Below are 19,480 nucleotides of genomic sequence, written 5' to 3' on the forward strand. Positions count from 1 at the left end.
GGGATTTGACGCTGTCAAAGCGATAATTGGCTGATTTCGGAACGTTGCCTTTTTTGCGACCGCCTAGCGCGGGCATGACACTGTGTTTGTCATTAATGTTGGGACTAGTTCATGTGAATGGTGTTGTTTCCAATATGCTAGCGTCTTTCTCTTTAGCCCATCCCAGCAAGTTCATCTGACTGGCCCTTGCGGAGCCAGTGCAGTCACTCAAACAAAGTTGGCACTCTTTCTTGTCCGCAATTGAAAAAGCGCCATCGACTGGCTTGACGTTTCCTTGAATTTCCCCTGTTGGGATTTCTTTCGCGAGAGTCAAAGTCCCCACCACACGTATCAAAATTCTGATGTGCAAAGGACATTTGGCTGCGCCATTCAGCGCTGTTTCGGCCTACAGATTGATTCCTGGCGATTTACCTCAAGAGCTCACTGCACTAACAACCGTGTTGTTTAGGGTGATGAAATATGGGCCGCGCTGAGCCTCATTCAACATGGTCCATTCAGACAGGTGATAAAAATGTAGGAAAGGGGACAGGGTGGGGCATCACCCTGCATGGTAACCAGGATGGCCATGGCCTTGACAGGCTCCCCCAGGCACCGCGCGCACACGGTGCCTAACTAACCTATTGCATTCCCTCATTTGGAATGGGTCCAACAGGCAAAAAAGAGGGGTTGGGAAACTCGGAAAGTCCCACGACGGGCCCAATTATGACCCGTGATTTCCCCTGCCCCCGCCAAGGAAATCACCCCTGAACCCTGTTTAATGGTATCTGGCTGAACGGTACATACTCTTTTGCCAACACTCAACATTCGTGGAAAAACATGTTGTGGAACACTGCTCACTCCTGCCAGGTTGAATGAGCGCGTCTTGCAACACGCTCCAATCCCAATAAAAAGCTTGTTTTCCCTTGTTGCTGGCCTGGCTCCTGATGACAGGTGAATGCGACTTCACCACTCAGTAGTTTTTAAGTCTCCTCATGATAACTTCCATGTTGAGCCACTCGAATGGGTGTTACAATGGAAACGCTTCTACCCTATCGTTTCACATAATTGCGGGAATATTCGGGGGGTCACTGAACGCTGTGCTCATACCCAGATTAGACATCAGCAACCTGGGCAATACAATCTCTGGGGCGGTCGGCGAGCTTCTCATTGGACAGTTGCTTCCACTCTTACTAGCCATGGGCAACGTCTTTATGGGAAGCATCATTGCAGCCTGTTTTGGAGGTTTAGCCCTTCAACTTCTCGCAGGAATTTTTCGCACCCGCTCTCATAGTGCGCGCAGCAGGGGAAATGATTGATCTCCAGAGGTAAGGGTCCACAAGCATCAGTCTCTTTTTCAAACTGCGCAGATTTTCTAGTTGATCCACACGGACGCGGAAATGAATTTATCCTGCCCATGGCCGGTCGAGAGGACACGCACCTCATTCAGAGGGTCTTTGGAACTCCCGTCAATCAGTGGTAGAATCATCGAATCCCCTATCAACGGGATGGGGGGTTACTGAGACTGGAGCAGTACGATGGAAACACTTCTTCCCCTTATCTTACAGATTGTTGCTGGTGGCGTAGGAGGTACAGTCGGTGGTGCGGCCGTCAAGACCACCGACATGGGAACCCTGTTGAACGCCATTACTGGCGCTGTGGGTGGCGTAGGTGCAGGCCAGTTGTTGCCTATCCTGTTGGGTGCAGCCTCTTCTGCAGGATTTGATATCGGAAACGTGGCTGCTTCTGGCGTGGGTGGCATTGTGCTCCAGGTTATTGCCGGACTTATTAGGTCTAAAATGAAACAATCAGCCTGAGTATAACGCAAGCCTCGAAAGCCGCCCGCGTTGGCGGCTTTCTTGTTTGAGAACTGGCGTCTGTGCTTCAGTCAAGGAGCCACCGTAGATACAATCTTGAGGGATGACATTCCTCAAAGCGTTGGATGTTCATCTCACGAATTATGCGGGCCGTTTCTGAAAAGAGACGTCTCTCCACAAATGGGCTTCTTGCATGGCACAGCTGGCTGAGTGTCTCTGCATTGTGGTGCAGTCTATCTCTAGAACTGCTGCCTGTGATCAGGGATTGAGTGTGCCCTGGCTGGAAATTCCTATTGTGCGCAACATGTGGTGAATGAACACTAGTCTCACATGTCTGATCCTGTGCAGGCTACCCCTCAATGCTCAAACAATCAGAGATTCTGGCTCACGCATGGTCCTGAAAAGCAGGCTGCCCCGCTCCAGCGGCATTCAAAACCCCTGCTGTTCTACGCCTACACTGAACTCACTGGACTGAACTTATTGCCCTCCACGCGCCCGCACACGTGCAACCGCCCTGATATCCTGAGCCTGGGCCCTGCTTGATTGCAGCTGCTGCCTGAACTCTGGAAAAATCTGCTTGGCCCCAGAGGGATCCTCAATGGTCAGCACCACAGCAAAAGGTACCCCCTCTGCTGGGAAGGTGGCTTCTGCCCTCACCAGACTGGTCACCTCCAAACGCCATTCGGAAGACGCTCCCTTTTGAGCAAATGTGGACTCATATTGCTTTGCTGGCCACCACTTGAGCCCGTGATCGATGAGCGCCCTCTCTGGGATGGCCAGCGCAGCAGAGTCTGGCAGATATCTCGCTGAAATCTGGTTGATATACCGTGTCCTGCCAGGCGCTGAGGGATCATCCTCCCTTTGCCTCAAAGAGGCCTCCAAATTGACGCGCACAAATTCAGCACCAAACGCAGGGTCAAGAGGTGGCGCGTAGACCAGTGTCATCTTAGCCCGCCCAGAGCATCGTGACAAACCATCCGTCAAGCTTTGTGGCCAGGTGAATGGAAAACGCAGGATAACAGGCTTTCGTTCACCGATACTCAGGCGGCTCTGGAACAGCAGCGTGACCTGGTGATCATCTGTCTCCAGCATCTCAGCAACAGACACAGGTTGACCGTAGCCGCAAAATTGCCTGGCCAACTCCTTAAGCCCTCTCTTGGTCAGAGGTTCAGGCATGCGCGTGTTGTGCAACAGCAGGGCACGCAAAGCTTCAGTGCTCAGCCCGCCAGCAGTTTCTGCATCAAGTCCAGCCAGGGTCCGTGCCACCAGAGGCGCAGCATAGCTGGTCCCACACACCTGCAATGGCGTTCCAGATGTGTCTATGGAGGCTAGGCCTGTAGGGGCTGCAGGAGAAGTGACACCTGCCCCACCATAAGTGGCGACGTCAGGTTTGACACCCACTTGCAGGCCAGGACCACGTTTGGTGTAGACTGTGGGCACATCTGCCAGCTGAGACGTATGGGGAGGATTGAGCGCGCCAACAGAAATGGACCTCACACTTTCAGCGGGCTTCTGAATAGTGTCCGCACTGGTCCGCGCCGCAAAATAGCGCACCACGTCCAGTGGACGCGCCGGCCAGGGCGTCCGCATCGCGGAGGGCAGCAGGTTTCCAGCAGAGTTTACAAAGATGACCCCATAGGTATCTGCAATTTGGTCCAGGCGTGAGGCATAGATGCTGTAGCGGTACCGTTCGACGTCTGAGTCAGCATTGATGGAAAGGTTGAAGATGCGCACATTGTGAAGCTGCCGCCCCTCAAAAACAGCCTGTTCCACTTCTTCCAAAAAATCGGAAAACCCTTTTGCGTATTTGGCGTGGAAGTGCCCCACTGGAAAAAGTGGCACGTCATAGATCCAACAACCATTGGTCTCTGGCGTCACTTTGGCATTATTGACCAGCTGAGGGACAGCCACCAGCCCAGCCACTTTCGTACCGTGATTGGCGTCATATTCTCCATGACTGAGGTAGTCGAAACGGCCAATCACCCAATCGTCAAGCACCCCAGAGACACCTGAATCAATGACCCCAACAATGGGATAAGCACCATCCTGTAGTGGCTGCGGAATCGTCACAGGTTGTGGAGAGGATGCGAGAGCCACTCCAGAAAGAGATACAGGCTCGTCATCCGTTATGTGCAGCAGGACAGGAGGCAGGATTGCCCTCACAAGGGGATGCTTTTGCAGTGCACTCAAAACCGCCTCGTGGCGCTCCACACTGCGATCAATGGGGGATGGCTCCTCCACTGGAGAGACATCTGTACGGGCCGAATGGGACAGGTTCTCGATCAGTGCAGGTCGCGTGTCTGACGTGAGCTGGAGCTCAAAGACGGGGGTCCTGCCCACAGAGGATGTGACGTAACTCCGCGCACCTTGCCCAAATGAAAGGAGAAGCTCGTCCAGACTTCGCTTCAAAGCAATCCGTCCAAGCGTATCATCAGAAATGACCCTATCATCTGGTGTCTCAAATAGTTCGATCTGATAGCCAGAAACTACCCTCGGATTATCGAAGGAAGCCACTGCAGCTGACGCGGAAAATGTCCGCTTCCGCTCAGGTGGAGCAATTTCAATGGTTTCAATGGCGCCAACTTCTGCACGTGCAGCGCTGGGAGCCAGATAAGGCTGTCCGTCACCCCTACGATACTTGGTTGCGACCGTATGTTCCGCGGCCTCTATCCTCCTTCTCAGGGCTTGCAGATAGATCAGGGGTGCCCTGAAATAGAGTGTCCCAACAGCATCAGCGCCAACGCAAGGAAATTGATCTTTTTTGAAAAGACAGTGCACAGGCCTGTAAGACTTGGCCAGCGCCTCTGTCCGCATTTGCACTTTGAGATAAGTAGCAGGACCGTAAGAGCTCATTGACACTTCTTCAATGATGGCATCAACTGCTGACAGCAAGGACTGTCTGTGTTCAGCAAACGCCCTGTCGGCATTGTGGAAGAAATCCTTGTTACGTGGGGGTTTTCCTGGTTCAGGGGCCTGATGAAAATCCCTGTCATTCAGGATGATTTGGACTGGGTTATTGGGCATGTTGATGCTCCAACAACAGCACGTGTCTCTTTGCCTTCTTCAGCTCACTCACGCGGGACTGGCCATATCCCGTAGCGTCCCCAATGTCGCTCTGCCTCATCGCCAGCGTCAAATCATTGGCTACCAAACTGACAAAAGCCTCAGGATCCTGCGCAAGCACCTGTGCTGCTGCATTGCCACCAGAGGGGTCACGAGCCAAGACAGTGCTCAAGGCCCGGAACATTCCGGGAGCATCCTGGGAAGAGTTGCTCAACGCTACTGTGCGTTTCACTGCCATACAGATGCGCTCAACATCTGCACCTGAGCGCTGCGCCAACACATACGCAAAAATCTTCAATGTGGCACTGGAGGCTGGAATGGGCGCCAAAAAGCGGGACACCAGTTGCTGGCGTGCATCCATATCTGGCTCATCCATGTGCACTTGTGTCTCAAAGCGGCGCCACACAGCGGGGTCCAGTAGGCGATCGTGATTTGTGATGGCTATGGTGATGCCAAAGCCTCGGCGCCTGTCCAGGTTTTGCAACAATGTGTTCACAACCCGCTTGATTTCACCCATTTCCTGAGGGTCATCGCGAAGCTTGGCCAACGCGTCAAACTCATCTAGCAGTAGAACGCAGGCGTAGCGGTTGCAGAAATCAAACAGGTTGGCAATGTTCCTTGCGGTGGTTCCCAGAAACGATGAAATCAATCCATCAATACGCGCCACCACCAATGGCAACCCAAGACGCTGGGAGATATATCCTGCAGTCACTGTCTTGCCAGACCCAGGTGGGCCATAGATCAACAGAGAGCGTGTGGGCTCCACACCCACTGCTTGTAGGGATGCAGATCTCTCCCACTCCGATATCAACCCTTCGACCGCTTCTTTCACAGTAGAAGTCAGCACAGGAGGATGAGAGATCTTGGTCCAGAACTCTACGCTGCACAAACGCGCGCCAGTCTCCCGGTCCACCGGCAAATGCACATCTGGAACAAGCTTCTCACCAGAGAATGCTACACGCGATACCTCGACACGTGTTGGGCTCAGTTCCCTGACCTCTTCTGAGGAGGACAGCAGACGCGTCAGCGTCGCCGCCTCGTTCTCTGCGCCTTTTTTTTGCAATCTTTCCCGCAGCCTGCCTACTTGCTTCTCCAAAGCAGCCCTATCACCGCTGAGTCCAGCCCGGATGATGCTCTGAATGACCGCAAAATGTTCCATCATCACCATACCGGTATATCTGCCAACGAGTGCAATATATCCATCTATTTACCGTTTTTCAAGTATATTTTGGCGTTCCTATCGGCTGCTATAGGCATTTTATCGCCTGAATTCGATTTTCTATGATCTCAGTATCCTAAGGCTCTTCATTGATGCCTCATCGCGGTGACTTAAGCATGAGGGCTCTGCACGGGGACTCAGGGAGACACAGACCAGCATAGACCAGTCGTTATCTTAGCCTTGCAGCAGACCTCGCCTTCTGGTCACAATGCAGTTGATCACAAAACAGCGCTTTGAAAACTCTGAACGCGTTTTGGCAAAACGTTTTTCCACGATTGGTCTAAGGTCAATGGACTGAAGCTCAACTTCGTCGCGAATAGGAATTCCGACTTTGCAATTGATGCCAGGACTTCTCTTATCAACCGTGCAAAAGCAGTAGGCATAAAGAATTGGTCGGGCCCATCAGCATTATAGCTGACACCGGTTCCGGTCTCCTGAAATGCACGAAATCCTACGTATTGCTCAATTTCAATCTTTTTGCAGCCGTTGGTTTCTGCCCGCTCACTATTACTATTCCTGTTTTCCGCGCCCAGGCCCTTGCCCGCATGGGAACGCCTCCCACCTGCTAGGCTTGCAACTTCACCACTTGGTCAAAGCGGCGCCAGTGCCTCGCAAGCTGTAAGGAAGTCCCCGTGAGGAGTCGTGATATCCTATTAGGGTTCCATTGCCTCACGGTCAGGACACAGCGTCTTATATTCTCTCTACTTTCAGCTCCCGGTTCCATTGCACAGTGCGGCGATCAGAATACTGTCACAAAAGCTGCGCTTGTTAGCTGATGAAGAGGGTCATATCGATCACACAGAAGCCGGAACTCCTGCTGATAGAAAGGATCGGCATAGAGACTATTGTCTGTTGCTGCCGAACCGCGAGGAGGATCTGGAGCACTACCACCGCTTCTGACCCGCCGCAGAAGTATCATCCGGCAGTATTTGGAGTCTCAGTCAGTTTTGCTCTGCCACCAATCTCTGGATCAATCGAGGCAAGAGTTCTCCGACGTCTATACGTCCAAACCGTGCATGTGAAGCTTACACCTCACAATGGAGACGCTAGGACTTCTACCTCATCGAAAGACTGGGAATTCTGTTTGGCCTCTCTTGAGGTTAGAGGGCAGATGTCGAACCATGAGCTATCGATGGCCCTAATCCTCAGTACCCGTTCTTTCGTTCCAGAGTCGTGTCCCACAATCTCTGCCCAGATGATCTGAGAATCGGGAGACGCAAGCCTGACAAGGTCCTGTGCAGATATTGAAGTCTGACTTTTCAATAGTTCCGCGGTTTGATTCCGGTTTGGGTCGACGACATCAAACTCATCATCATATTCGCTGACCCCTCTTATAATTCATCCACGATCTCTGTGTTGAGGTTCCAATGTTGTTAGGATTTCTTGTAAGGTCACAGTGAGATATCCCCACGATTGACGGCCATCTCTTATCTGTACCATCTTCATATCTGCGTCAAGATCTAGATCCGAGTACGGATTTGCAATCGGCAACGCAATTTGCGTAAGGTGCATCATGACTTTGCCGATGGCTTCCTGCGACTACATCCTTAGCACATCGTCCTGGATGTTTTTAGACTGATGTGTCATGTCTCCGATCGGCATCTCAGCTGAAAGTGCAGCTTTGAGGATGCGTTCAAGACGTGCCTTTTCTTCATCCATGTGGATTCCGCGGTAGACACTAGCAGCCAGTTCCCACACCACACACTGTTCGGGATTGAGTTGAGGCAGATTGTAGCTACGCTTCACTGCCTTCCCGGAGAGCTTCAAACTCCTCGGGAGAAGTGCGCTGGACCACCTCTTCGAAGTTATGATCCGTCCCGCGATCAGTGTGGTCCATGCCACCCTTTCGCGCCTTTCGGCCAGTCTGCTTCAAATACGCGGCCAACTGAGCTGACTTCAGACCCCGCATCTCTGCCGAATTTGTCCGCTTCTTCGATTTGGTATCAATCGCGTCTTATTTCCTCATAGTAGCGGAGATAGTAGATGCTGATTGGCGAAAGACTGAAGACCAATAGAATGGACTTTTGCCGAACGGACACTACTTTGGTTCCGAAGGAGGTCTGTGACATCTTGAACGAGTGCAGAGATGCGAGCTGACCAATCTCTCGCCATAACAATCTGCAACTGAATACAGATCATCATACCCGGGAGAGAGTGTTGGACAAGTTTGTCTGGCGACGCACTGGGGACACAGCCCGGGCTTCACCGTTGTAATGGCCAGTTTCTCTGGAGGCTTTGTGGAAGTACTAATTTGACTCCTTCGCGTTTGATCGGGAGCCGTTGCTGTTAGCCATGGGATCGCCCAGAAAAGTCACGACGACACAGACTCCAATCAACCCGCCACCCAAAGCAAAAGTCATTATAAGCGAAGACTGCACGGCATAAACGGCCCCCATGATGGAAGCACCGACGATCAAACCAAGGTTGCGCGCTAGTCCAAGTAGTGCGGACATCACACCACGGTCTCCTTTGTCGACTTCCTGCATCAGTCGAGTGGTGTTGGCCGCCTGAAAGACTGCGTATCCCAAAGTGATAACGGCTAGGCTTGCCACATAGCCTGGTACGCCTAATCGTTGCGGCAAGAACATCATCATCGCTGATCCCCCGAGCGCCGCGAGAAGACCTCCAAGCTGCATGAGCCCGGAGCCCGCCGCATCGACTAGTTTGCCGGCTGGCACACCAGTCAACGCGGCCACCACTGGACCAACCGACATCACCAGGCCAGTGTTTGAGGGACTCAAATGCAGTTCATGCGTGAGATAGAATGGCCCTACCACCAACGTCGTCATGACGACGACCGAGACGGTCATCATTCCCAGCAGCCCGGACGCAACCTGACCCTGCTTCACCATTTGCAGCCGTACCAGTGGTGCCTTAATCCGCAACTCATAAGCAGCGAAGGCAGCAAGCCCGATCATGCCTCCACCTGCCAGCGCGAAAGCGGACGCAGGTGCGGTTCTGTTCCACATCGTTGCCGCAGCACATAGGGCGGCGAGTGAAATTGCTAGCAGCACCATCCCGACCGGATCGTGGGAAGTAACCTTACGAGATGGTGTGGCGGCGCTTGCAAACATCCGCAGCAGAAGCCATGTGATGCCCCCCAGCACCGCAAGCAGAACGAAGATCGTCTGCCAACCTGCATTTGAGATAAGCATTCCGCCAAGCGTCGGACCAAGGGCGGTGCCCACCGCAGACACGGTGCCCAGCCATCCTATTGCAACGCCAGTTTTGTCCTGTGGCACCATATCGCTGACCATTGCGATTGTCAGGGACATCAGGACCGCTGCCCCTGCGCCCTGAGCGACGCGTGCAGCGATTAGGAAAGGCAGGCTCGGAGACAAGGCTGCCGCTGCGGAAGCCAACGCAAAGAGTGCAATCCCTGCCGTCAGGATTGGCGTCCGTCCAAACTGATCCCCCAGTCTGCCTGCAGCCACGATGAAGCTTGTGACCGCGAGCAGATAAGCAACTACTACCCATTGCGCACCGGCCATAGATACACCGAAATGTTCAGCGAGCGTGGGCAGAGCAACATTGGCGATACTGGTGCCGAGTGACGGCAACAACATCGCCATAGACAATACTGCCATTGCCGGCAACTGACCGGGCTGGCGCTGTAAAGGCCGGCTCATCCCCGCACCTGCGGAGCTGGCGACTTCACGAAAAGGCCGACAAAGCGGCGGGCCATGGGCGCCACCACCAGCACGGTGGGAAAGGCGATGAGCCATGACGGCAACCAGGCACTGATCCACAGACCGAGAAAGCCATCGGCAAAACCGGCATTCTTCAATGTCGCAATTCCAGAGACAATCAATGACATGAGGGCAGACAAGACGAAGCCAAAGAGGACGGGGGCAAAGCGGGGTGACATTTGAATCTCCTTGATTGTGATGCCCCACAGCTAGGCGCAAGCTGTTACTTGCGGAAGATGCAACAAAGTCATTTAATAGTTGCATGGAACGCCACGTCAGGATCGCGACGCATATGACTGATCTGAATCTTCTCACCACCCTCAACGTGCTGCTTGCCGAGAAAAGTGTGACTGCCGCGGCACGGCGCCTGGGACTCAGCACTTCCGCCATGAGCCGTTCCCTCACAAGGTTGAGGGTTGTGACCGGTGATCCCCTGCTCGTCCGCGCTGGCCGCCGTCTCGTCTTGACGCCCCGCGCAACACGGATGAGGGAGGAAGTTGCTGCAGTGGTTGAGAGCGCAAACGCTATCTTGCGTCCCTCGGAGAAACTCGATCTATCAAAAATCTCGCGACGCTTCGTCCTTCGTTGCAGCGAAGGATTTGTCGAGACATTGGGCCCTGCACTCCTGGCCCGTATTGCCAGGGAGGCACCCGGCATCACACTGCAGTTCCTGACCAAACTTGATAAGGACAGTGAGCCTCTACGCCAGGGATCTGTCGACCTTGAAACAGGTGTGGTGGAGAGGAGCACGGCTCCCGAACTGATGGTGCTGCCGCTCTTCAAGGACAGATGGATCGCGGTCGTCCGCCATGGCCACCCGCTGGCGAAGAAAGGGATGACGCTCCAGCGCTTTGCTGACTGTCGCCATGTTCTGATTGAACGGCGCGGCTTGCAGACGGACGACATCGACAGAGCCCTGCAGACCGAAAAGTTAGACCGCCAAGTGGGTGCCGTCGTAAACGGCTTTGCATCTGCCCTTGCCCTGGCGCGGGAGTCGGATCTGCTGGCCATTGTTCCCGCCAGTCACGCTGAGGGATTGAGGAAGGGTATGCAAGCCCTGGAGCTGCCCTTCAAACTGAAGCCATTTCAGGTATCCCTGCTGTGGCATCCACGCATGAACGGCGATTTAGCTCACCAGTGGATGCGAAATTGCGTCAAAGCTGCTTGCAGTAAGCAGCTCTAGGTACGCGAGTTCACACGAGTCCTGGCAAACCGCAGTGCGGGGCATAGTCAGTGGCCATCCAACATATCTGCACTTGTGGCAGAATGCTTATTTGGTCACAAGTCAAGAGAATTGTGAGTTTTTTCCTAAATATACTTTTGCCATGTCGCGGCTATAGGACTAAACCATGCCCGACAGGCTGATAACTCCAACTGACATTTGGCCGGCCTATATTTGGTGACACCTTGACAGATGGAAGATTAAATGCCGGTGCACTGTTCTTGCTGAGATACTATTGCGTATTTGCAATTTTTTTGAGTTCAGAAAGGTGTCGTATGTGGATTGGATGATGTTCTTCCAATTGGCGTTAGACCTGAAACGAAAAAGCTAACAGCCAACAAGTATCGCCGTCTGGGGTCAGCGAGTTGTTCCGTAAGATTTTGTTCGAACATTTTAATGCCAACGTCCTTTGGGGCTTCTTCTGGGTTGGTCCCATAAGGAAAAACGTGTTTCTCAACCAACCTCAAATTCTGTGTTTTGTTCTTTATGGACTGAGACTGAAAATCGCGGATGTCGAGGTGGTGAGCAAATTGATTACTAATATCTTTGATGCAAACTAGATCGCGTCTGGCAGCATCGCTATACATCTTCAAGAGATATCCAAGAGCAATTTTTGAGGCGAAACTGCCCAGCGGGCCAGAAGAACGGAACAATTCAGCCGCGACTTTGTCGTCATCAATCATTCGAAGTCGCAGCGCCATCTCCAACCTGTCCTCAAGCAACGACGCTGCTACAATCGCTGCGGCCCTGTCGGAGGCTGAACTTAAATCTTTAAAGGCGGCTGCTTCATCGTCGTTGTAGATCACCCACATTAAAGGCTCCATGAAAAAGAGATGATCAAGAAATTGACGCCGAGCAGACGCCGCTCTGCCCGCGCCTGAGTCACAGTATCCGGCACGTGCAGGGCAGAGCGATGGATGATTGTCTTATGGACCGCAGACTCCGTTCCAGGAGGCTCATAAATATTGTCTCGTCAGTATTGGGGTTCCAACTTGCCGGAAGAGGCCTAGACATCAAGGATCTCAGCGGCGGCCTCGCGCTGCATCTGGAATGTGTCTCATTCTTTGGCGAAGCGGGTCAGTTTGGACAGGATTTGCTCCATAAGCACCACAACCCTATCAATACCAAGCAATTTTGCCAGCACTAGCAGGATGATGCATTCAAGAATGGCCAAAAACCATGACATATGCCCAACTTGCGGAAAGGATCAAACGTCAAAAACGGCGATTGCATGCAAGGCGCCCGTTGAGGTTCGACAATTCTACTAACGGGCAGAAGCTCTGAGCGATCTTTGGCTATTGTCCAGCGTCCAAGTGTGAGCCTCAAAACCGCCAGTTGAGGCCAACCTTTACCGTATCGATGTCAACGTCAGATGACCACTTAACCGTACCCGGAACGATGATGCCGTCCCCCGAAACCGAGATGTCATTGAAGCGATAATGGGCGTATTCAAGCTTGGCTGTGACGGTGTCAGAAATAGCAAACTCAACGCCTCCACCCAGTGTCCAGCCGAGTTCAGCACCAGAATCGGAAGCGTGGATCATGTTACCGCCTGGGTCGCTGTCATTGACTTCGGCATTGATATCCGCAAGCGCTCCTCCCCCCTTTACGAAGAAAAGAGCTCTGTCTACGGCAAATCCCGCACGTAGGGCGGCAGTGCCGTATAGCCCAGCATCGACTGACGAGAATGTGTCACTGGAGCCAAAGCCAACGTCTGACCCGTTCGCGCCCAGCCAGCCTCCTTCGAGTTCTAGACCGAGGACAATCGAGTTAAACTGTTGGTTCCACCCAGCCTGAATACCGCCGGTGAAACCATCGGCACTATTGGAAGAGGTTGTGCCGGTGCCATTGTAACTGCCACTGACCTCAACGAAGTCGGCATCGCCGAATGCGTATCCACCATTTAGGCCAATGTATCCACCAGACCAATCATAGGACGGCTGGGCAAGATCTGCAGAAAACGCCGACGTCGAAGCAAGGACGACCCCAAATGCCGCCAGAATACCCGTTCTCATCGTACTAGTTCTCCAACCCGATTTTGTTAGTCTCTCGTTAACATATCGCGAAGGGCAGAAGGCAACAAGCCAGATCGTGAACTTCAGCATAGAGTGACGCCCGAACAACGGGGATTATTTCCCCAGCGGGGTTGATTTCGTGAAACCGCAAGTTTGGAAGCACTTTTGGATAGGGCGGCGTAGCAAGTGATTGATCGACTTCCACTCCGAGAACGTCACTACGCAACTTCCGGTTCTCCACACGCCAAGCTGGCTATTGCTAGGGCATCAAGCCTCGCCCTTTGAACTCCTTGTTGGAGGGTGGAGTGTGGTTGAAACCCTCAGCTTGCCCCAGATGTCAGGATGTGAGAACGGTTTGGCGTGGGAACAACACTCTCCTTGAACGAACAGTTATTTGATGGGCGAACCGGTGTTTCGTTCTCGTCCAGATTGCATGCTTGTCTATTCCCCATGCGGGCGATGGTGGCGTTTACCGCCGCTGCATTCGCTTTGGTAGATCCAGTTCCCTTATTGGTTCGTCTGTTCGCAGTGTTGGTCTGTGTGACACTCAATAGTCCATTGGCAAATGGAGAGGAATGGACAGGCTTCAAGGCACCTCAAGAGACGAGCTTCAAGGAGAATCGATTCGTAAACCAGTCTGTTGTGCAAATAGTCTCTGTTGGAGGCCACGAGGCAAGTGAACTGGTGAAAGTCGAGATGGTCGATGTCAGCAAGATTGACAGGGTCAAAAACCGGAAGTCTTTGCTGGCCGGCTCATGGCCGACAAAAGTCCAGCCAAATCTTCGAGCGCTAACGATCGAGACGTGCAGGCAGCAAGGCCTGAGATTTTGCCCGGTTCAGAATTTTGGCAACGTTGCAACCGGCTTCGTTGACATGGGCAAACAACTGTGGATGTGCCGTCACAGCTTCAACAACTGGTTGGCTTGGGCATCTAAAGCAAACAACAAACCGGTGGAGCAACTTTCACCTCCAATGATCATCTACGACAAAAATCGTCATGTGATCTACAATTCCGCTCTGGCTGGAGATAACTTGCTCACATTTTCCGTGCTGAATCCAGACGACCGCGTAAATGTCCCATTTCCAGAGAAGCTAACCATCAAGGATAAGCTGATAGTAAACATATTACGATCAGACATTGCTAGACTTGATAGCAGAATAGCCTTGCTGCCTCCCGTCTCTGCAAACATTGATTTGGCAATCACAAGTTTCACCGAGGGTACTCGGCTTTACGCTGCCGGGTACCCCGCACGCACCGAATATTTCACCGACAAATCCAAGGATACGACCGGCGGAAAGCTGGTAGTCTCTACAGGATTATTGAAAGCAGTAAGTCCCACAGAGTTGAGCGTTTCGAGTTCCGTTCTCGTCTACGAAGGCTCAAGCGGTTCACCTATATTTCGTGATGATGGGAGCGTGATCGGAGTTGCGTGCCATTCAGTGAGCCCCTCGGGCAAGGACAAGCCAGAAACAGTGCATACCACCAGCTTGCTCCCCGACAAATGGGCTCTTCAGCGCCAATGGCAGAAGCTGAAATTCTAGTTGGGGCATTTGTGACCCGCCACTGACGAATACCTCCAGATAGATATAGGGCCCTGATAGGAGGCGGACGATCTAGAGGGCGGGGGCTAGACCGGAAACACCACAAAGTTGCCAGAATACCCACTTGGGACCAAATGATGCGCCATTGTATCATCGTCTTGCCTTCCAGCGTTCCCGCAGCTTCGCTTTGTCGAGCACAAGGAACCCCGACTGCCAACCATTCTCTCTAACGTCGGAAGGATCAATGGAATCGATGATGATGCCCATTACCTCCCCGTACTTGTTGAACACCGGCCCACCGCTCAGACCATGTTGGGCGGGCATTTTCGCAGTAAAATACAGATCATTCGGATACAAATGCGAGATGTCACCAGATGTAGCCACCGCCACAGCGCCAGGTGCATCTAACCTCAGATCTCCGTAAAAATTCGTTTTGGCTGAAAAGCCCACAAGAGTGATCGGATCATTGCCCCACGACAGCATGCCTGTGTCGAAAATGACCGCTTCCGGTTGGGCAATTCTGTCAGGAGATGTCAATTCGACGTAGTCCAGTCTGCGCGATTCGGCAAAGTAGTCACTCAAACTTCCGTTGCTCTGCACATTCGCATTTGCCAGATCATTAATCTGGTCAAAGGGCTTTTCAAATTTCGGACTGTCATCAATCATTGTGATTTTGAGGAGTTCTTTTGCCTCCACATTGGCCGAGTTATAGAGAACCTTGCCTGCCAAAGAGTATATGATCAGCGGCGGGGTTATTGACTGGACGGTGCGGCCCGGATTGGCCTTCATAGCCATTAGGAGCCAATTGTGAAAACCATGCCTGCATGTATTCAGGATGCTACCGTCTTCGAGCAAACCTGTGGACCTGCTTTGTTGCTCAAATATGGGGCAGTATCTCAAATTCTGCTTCCGACAGGTTTCTACTTGAAGCTGCTCCATGACCTGTCTTGACTGAGGCTTCCTTGGATCCTTTGATGGACGCACATTCCTCGAAATCGCCCTAGATTGAACATCGACAATCTCAACGTCGGCTTCCTTCAACTCACCACCAAAGGCAGGAGCCTGAATAAAAACAACTGACCTCTCTACGATTCCGCGCAACTTTGGGTCGAGCTCTGCAATCGGCTTGAAGCCCTCCCACCAATCCGACTTCGCTGGAGTGACGGCAGTTATGAGGATTAGTGCGCCAATCCACAAACTCCTTGAGATATCCACTCCCGCCATCACTTGCTCCAGCCATCCAATGCAACGCAAGCTTTTCGAACTTTGCGACAAACTATTCAATCCCGGTTGTCCCTACCAGATGCGGCAGTAGCGGAGACCTAGCTGTTTGATCGCCTTTTGATTGTCCATCCAATGTGTCCACGAAACAGTGACAGTCCGGCTCGGATAACACCGAGCATTGACTTTCGCGCTGTCCTAATCGCTAACTCAATGCGAACTACCAAGATGCCGTCTGAGTAGATTGATCCAGTACATCCCTCTGAGGTAACTAAAATTGAGATTGCCAGTATGGACAACTTTTGGAAGGGCGCAACAGCGTTCCGCCGTCACTCGTGGGGCCGCGACAATCTTATTCGCAGGTTTGCTTTGGCTGCAGAGTGAACATCGCGCAACAGCCGATGATCTGTCCGGTTTCATTCCATTGGAACGTTCGCCTCTGAAATCACTGCAGTTCCTTCAAACGTCCGTGGTCCAGGTTATTTCTGTTGGAGGAAGTGGCGAGAAGGACGAAACCGACACTGAGCTTGTAGATTTGGAGAAGTCTCATCCCGAAAGTCGCCAACAAAAATTGCTTGCCGGTAAGAGTCCAACGGCCCCTCAGCCAAATTTGCGTGCAATCCAAATTGAAACCTGTCGAAAGCAGCAGTTGCGCTTTTGCCCAGTTCAGAAGGGTAACGCTATGTCCACAGGCTTCTTTCAAGATGGCAATCGTCTCTGGATGTGTCGTCATAGCTTTCACAACTGGCTAGTGTGGGCTTCTAAGGCGAACAATCGGGACATACGAACACTTTCACCACCGATGGTGATCTACAACAAAGATCGAAAGGTCATCTATAACTCAGCAACTGCGCCCACTGACGACCTAGCGCGCTTCGGACTGATTAACGACGACCCGCGGGTCAATATACAGAGAAGTGGGCAGGTGAACCTGTCTGACAAATCTTGGTACAATTACATTCGATCGGACGTCGTCGCAATGGACTGGACCAATCATCTCGTCCCGCAAAACTCTGCTAATATTGAACTGGGTACTTCAAAGCTAGCGATAGGTACGCGAGTTTTTGCTGCGGGATATCCCGGCAAGACGAACTATTTCTCAGATAAGTCTCTAGATTCCCCTGGCGGCAAATTGGTCGTGTCGTCCGGACGGATTGGAGGTGTTGTCCCTCGTGAGGTAGCCATACAATCCAACGTTCTGACGAAGACCGGATCAAGTGGTGCGCCCTTGTTGCTAGAGGATGGGACAGTGATCGGTGTGATTTGCTATGCAGCAGCGCCGAAGGCACTTGACCATCCCGAAACCGCGACAGCTACCGCCCTTGTGCCAGACGTATGGGCGCTAAGAGCAGGCTGGCAGCAACTTAGATACTGAGTATATTTGTCTGCGCCAAAATAGTCACATTCACGGGCATCAATTGCCAGAACGGGTCAGAATGAAAGAAATCCACTGCAAAGCTTTTGCTTCAGCCTTCCTGGTTGCTAGCAGCACGCATGTCCTGGCTGACACGACTCACCGCTTCACGACTATCGTAACCTATGAAGAAGCACTGAAGGCATTTCGTGCGGACATAGCCGATGCGGAACCAAACGCTCCCAGCAAGTCAGATATTGCCGCAATCGAGCAGAAACTTCGGGATTGCTCGAAGGCTTTGGGCGGTGAGGTACGAGTTGAAGACGATACTGAAGATTTCAGACCCGCAATAGCGCTGCCGTCAGCATGCTTGGCTCCGGGTGCGTCGGACGTGTCTTCATGGTTCAAACAAACGGTCCGGTCTGTTCGTAGTCAGAAACTGACGAGCCAACTTGAAGAGAAGAGTTTCAAGTGGTTCACTTACTTCCGGTCAATTGCAAAGGATGCCAGCTATGATCCGCTGTTCTATCCGGAGCGCCTTATTGCAGCGAAGTACGATTCACTTCCTTCAGACGAGGTATTGCTCAGCGAACTCCAGCGTCGCAAGGGAAACTACAGGATTGTAGCTAAAGACACTGAAGCTGTGAAAGCCTTCTACTCCTACGCACGATACAAGGACTACGAGCCGCAAAAGGCTTATCTGCTTAAGCACCGTAAGGAATTGTCAAGGATCATTCTCGCTGAGACAGATGTCAGCACTGACAGTGGAGGGACTACCGGGAAGCTTGCCCTTCTGATCCTTGCTGACAAGGACATGCAGGTTGTGCCAATTGAACTTGTCATTGTTATTCAATAGAGAGCGCAATTAGGGGATATAAGGAGGCAAGAATCCGAGAATTGACCACTTCCGAGCATTGCATGTAGCCTAGGTTTCTCCGTCCTTACCAAGGTTGGCGCAGATGGCTAAGCGCGCTTCGATTGCCGTAGATCATAAGCGAATTGTCGCGCCGCTTTTCTTTGAGCACTACGCCGAACCTGCAAACCAGCTTGGATATCTGCGAGAGCAACTGGCAAAGGTCGGTCTGAGAGAGAGCGACCTTCCACCCTACCAGCAGTCAATCCTTGGGGGTATTTCGCAGTCAGTTGGTCTCATGGCCACAAATGGCCTCATTTCAGTCTTTGATTTTCGAAGACTGAACTTCGAAGCGCTCCTAAGGAGCCACCAACCTTATCGCCCGCACATCTCAACCTATGTGGAGATAACTGCGAAAGGGAACCTGGCGCTGACTTGGCAACCTTATCACGTGGACCTGAACCTGCTGCCAATCGAGAATGACGATTGGGCTCGCACAAAGTTCTTTGGTCAAAGTTTCGATAGACCAGAAAACGAGATCCTTTTCATTCGGGATGTCAGTTGGCTCAAAGTTCTTAAGGGATTCTCATAGACCTCATGATTTGAGCATTGAGGTTCATCTACTCACCATCACAGCGGGCATGATTCAGAGTTGCATCAGATTCTTGAAGAACTTCTTTGAGGTTCAGGAGGTTTGGGAGTTCTACGTCTCAACAGTCCCCCCACGAGAACTGGGAGTTGTCGTCGAGGAGATGCACTTTAACGGCAACAGCGAGGTTGCGGCAGGATTCGAAATTGTAAGCCCCATTCTCCAAGAGTACGATCGCTTGAAGCATCTTATTGCCCATTTTGAGGACACCTTTAGTCCGGGTCTGAGTGCGTATCTTTCGGAACTTAAAAATGCTGAGACTGGTGGCTGGGTCAACGCCGACACCGTCTCACGACGCTTGCTCAAAAAGGGCGTAAAACTGACTGCTGGGAAAGTGCGTACGCTTTCAGAGGACCTAGCAAAAGCAGCCAGCGCTGGGATTGTAGTTTTGCCAAGCGACAGCTTACCGAGAGTTAGCTAAGCCGTTTTTGTAGTCACTTAGTCTCGACAGGGCCAGAACACTCTATCTCGAAAAAGTATTAGATGTATCGAGGTAGGTTTCGCGGGATCAACGGCCTCCTCCAAGTCTACAGTGTACACGACCTCGGCCTCTCCACCTTTGGAGGACCCAACGACCATCCCAGGCAACCCCGTACCGACGCTGCCGCCCCATCCCAGTACTTCTGTCTCGTTGCCAATTTTCAGGATGTAGACCGGATTGCCTTCCTGTTCGCCTTCACTCAGACGGGCTGGTTGGCTGAAACCCGCGGAACAATAGGCCTTTGGAGGGGCCGCATCCTCCGCTCTAGCACCGGCTCCGGCGTACACCAGAGGCATGGACATCAACAGGTTCAACACCGCCAAGATGGTTCGGCAGGAAATTTCGGCTCTCGTTAGGGAAGTCAAGCTGGCGAACAGGA

Annotated in this window: 15 protein-coding genes; 7 read left to right on the forward strand and 8 right to left on the reverse strand. The window is 52.3% G+C overall.

Going from position 1 to position 19,480, the window contains the following annotated elements:
- Nucleotides 1-1,514 precede the first annotated feature (1,514 nt).
- Complete coding sequence (locus QM801_RS15465) at nucleotides 1,515-1,793, forward strand: hypothetical protein (RefSeq protein ID WP_415020105.1); 279 nt, start codon at nucleotides 1,515-1,517, stop codon at nucleotides 1,791-1,793.
- Between the two features lie 477 nt (nucleotides 1,794-2,270).
- Here the strand turns inward: QM801_RS15465 and QM801_RS15470 are convergent, their stop codons facing one another.
- From QM801_RS15470 to QM801_RS15490, 5 genes are all read right to left on the reverse strand, one after another.
- Nucleotides 2,271-4,817: a S8 family peptidase gene (locus tag QM801_RS15470; protein WP_415020106.1), complete on the reverse strand. Its 2,547-nt coding sequence runs from the start codon at nucleotides 4,815-4,817 to the stop codon at nucleotides 2,271-2,273.
- Complete coding sequence (locus tag QM801_RS15475; protein WP_415020107.1) at nucleotides 4,807-6,024, reverse strand: AAA family ATPase; 1,218 nt, start codon at nucleotides 6,022-6,024, stop codon at nucleotides 4,807-4,809. Before QM801_RS15475 ends, QM801_RS15470 begins: the two co-directional genes overlap by 11 nt.
- A gap of 1,590 nt (nucleotides 6,025-7,614) precedes the next feature.
- Nucleotides 7,615-7,821, reverse strand: coding sequence for a hypothetical protein (locus tag QM801_RS15480; protein WP_415020108.1), 207 nt, complete (start codon nucleotides 7,819-7,821; stop codon nucleotides 7,615-7,617).
- A 500-nt stretch (nucleotides 7,822-8,321) separates the two neighbouring features.
- Nucleotides 8,322-9,704, reverse strand: coding sequence for an MFS transporter (locus QM801_RS15485; RefSeq protein WP_415020109.1), 1,383 nt, complete (start codon nucleotides 9,702-9,704; stop codon nucleotides 8,322-8,324).
- The gene (locus QM801_RS15490) at nucleotides 9,701-9,943 is read right to left on the reverse strand and encodes a DUF2798 domain-containing protein (RefSeq protein ID WP_415020110.1); all 243 of its coding nucleotides are present in this window, start codon (nucleotides 9,941-9,943) and stop codon (nucleotides 9,701-9,703) included. The genes QM801_RS15485 and QM801_RS15490 overlap by 4 nt, the downstream gene beginning before the upstream one ends.
- A 113-nt stretch (nucleotides 9,944-10,056) precedes the next feature.
- Here QM801_RS15490 and QM801_RS15495 point away from each other — a divergent pair, with 113 nt between their 5' ends.
- Nucleotides 10,057-10,947, forward strand: a complete 891-nt coding sequence (locus QM801_RS15495; RefSeq protein WP_415020111.1) for a LysR family transcriptional regulator — start codon at nucleotides 10,057-10,059, stop codon at nucleotides 10,945-10,947.
- 299 nt (nucleotides 10,948-11,246) lie between these two features.
- Here QM801_RS15495 and QM801_RS15500 read toward each other — a convergent pair whose 3' ends face one another.
- Nucleotides 11,247-11,798: a hypothetical protein gene (locus tag QM801_RS15500; RefSeq protein ID WP_415020112.1), complete on the reverse strand. Its 552-nt coding sequence runs from the start codon at nucleotides 11,796-11,798 to the stop codon at nucleotides 11,247-11,249.
- Nucleotides 11,799-12,308: 510 nt separating this feature from the next.
- The gene (locus QM801_RS15505) at nucleotides 12,309-13,001 is read right to left on the reverse strand and encodes an outer membrane protein (RefSeq protein WP_415020113.1); all 693 of its coding nucleotides are present in this window, start codon (nucleotides 12,999-13,001) and stop codon (nucleotides 12,309-12,311) included.
- Nucleotides 13,002-13,361: 360 nt separating this feature from the next.
- Here QM801_RS15505 and QM801_RS15510 point away from each other — a divergent pair, with 360 nt between their 5' ends.
- Nucleotides 13,362-14,543 (forward strand): S1 family peptidase, encoded by a 1,182-nt coding sequence (locus QM801_RS15510; RefSeq protein ID WP_415020114.1) that lies wholly within the window; start codon nucleotides 13,362-13,364, stop codon nucleotides 14,541-14,543.
- 150 nt (nucleotides 14,544-14,693) lie between these two features.
- Here QM801_RS15510 and QM801_RS15515 read toward each other — a convergent pair whose 3' ends face one another.
- Nucleotides 14,694-15,767, reverse strand: a complete 1,074-nt coding sequence (locus tag QM801_RS15515; protein ID WP_415020115.1) for a hypothetical protein — start codon at nucleotides 15,765-15,767, stop codon at nucleotides 14,694-14,696.
- 280 nt (nucleotides 15,768-16,047) lie between these two features.
- Here QM801_RS15515 and QM801_RS15520 point away from each other — a divergent pair, with 280 nt between their 5' ends.
- The 4 genes from QM801_RS15520 (at nucleotide 16,048) to QM801_RS15535 (ending at nucleotide 19,041) form a co-directional block, all read left to right on the forward strand.
- Nucleotides 16,048-17,139, forward strand: coding sequence for a S1 family peptidase (locus tag QM801_RS15520; protein WP_415020116.1), 1,092 nt, complete (start codon nucleotides 16,048-16,050; stop codon nucleotides 17,137-17,139).
- Between the two features lie 61 nt (nucleotides 17,140-17,200).
- Nucleotides 17,201-17,974, forward strand: a complete 774-nt coding sequence (locus tag QM801_RS15525; RefSeq protein ID WP_415020117.1) for a hypothetical protein — start codon at nucleotides 17,201-17,203, stop codon at nucleotides 17,972-17,974.
- A 103-nt stretch (nucleotides 17,975-18,077) separates the two neighbouring features.
- Nucleotides 18,078-18,563: a hypothetical protein gene (locus QM801_RS15530; RefSeq protein ID WP_415020118.1), complete on the forward strand. Its 486-nt coding sequence runs from the start codon at nucleotides 18,078-18,080 to the stop codon at nucleotides 18,561-18,563.
- A 73-nt stretch (nucleotides 18,564-18,636) separates the two neighbouring features.
- On the forward strand, nucleotides 18,637-19,041 hold the full coding sequence (locus tag QM801_RS15535) for a hypothetical protein (protein WP_415020119.1): 405 nt from the start codon (nucleotides 18,637-18,639) through the stop codon (nucleotides 19,039-19,041).
- The last annotated feature ends 439 nt before the right edge of the window (nucleotides 19,042-19,480 follow it).

Origin of the sequence: Aestuariivirga sp. (assembly GCF_047600585.1) — a bacterium.
Lineage (GTDB): Bacteria > Pseudomonadota > Alphaproteobacteria > Rhizobiales > Aestuariivirgaceae > Aestuariivirga.

Bases quoted from the DNA above. Each gene is read 5' to 3' on its own strand.
- QM801_RS15465 (WP_415020105.1), top strand. From the start codon at position 1,515: ATGGAAACACTTCTTCCCCTTATCTTACAGATTGTTGCTGGTGGCGTA.
- QM801_RS15470 (WP_415020106.1), bottom strand. From the start codon at position 4,817: ATGCCCAATAACCCAGTCCAAATCATCCTGAATGACAGGGATTTTCAT.
- QM801_RS15475 (WP_415020107.1), bottom strand. From the start codon at position 6,024: ATGGTGATGATGGAACATTTTGCGGTCATTCAGAGCATCATCCGGGCT.
- QM801_RS15485 (WP_415020109.1), bottom strand. From the start codon at position 9,704: ATGAGCCGGCCTTTACAGCGCCAGCCCGGTCAGTTGCCGGCAATGGCA.
- QM801_RS15490 (WP_415020110.1), bottom strand. From the start codon at position 9,943: ATGTCACCCCGCTTTGCCCCCGTCCTCTTTGGCTTCGTCTTGTCTGCC.
- QM801_RS15495 (WP_415020111.1), top strand. From the start codon at position 10,057: ATGACTGATCTGAATCTTCTCACCACCCTCAACGTGCTGCTTGCCGAG.
- QM801_RS15500 (WP_415020112.1), bottom strand. From the start codon at position 11,798: ATGTGGGTGATCTACAACGACGATGAAGCAGCCGCCTTTAAAGATTTA.
- QM801_RS15505 (WP_415020113.1), bottom strand. From the start codon at position 13,001: ATGAGAACGGGTATTCTGGCGGCATTTGGGGTCGTCCTTGCTTCGACG.
- QM801_RS15515 (WP_415020115.1), bottom strand. From the start codon at position 15,767: ATGGCGGGAGTGGATATCTCAAGGAGTTTGTGGATTGGCGCACTAATC.
- QM801_RS15525 (WP_415020117.1), top strand. From the start codon at position 17,201: ATGAAAGAAATCCACTGCAAAGCTTTTGCTTCAGCCTTCCTGGTTGCT.
- QM801_RS15530 (WP_415020118.1), top strand. From the start codon at position 18,078: ATGGCTAAGCGCGCTTCGATTGCCGTAGATCATAAGCGAATTGTCGCG.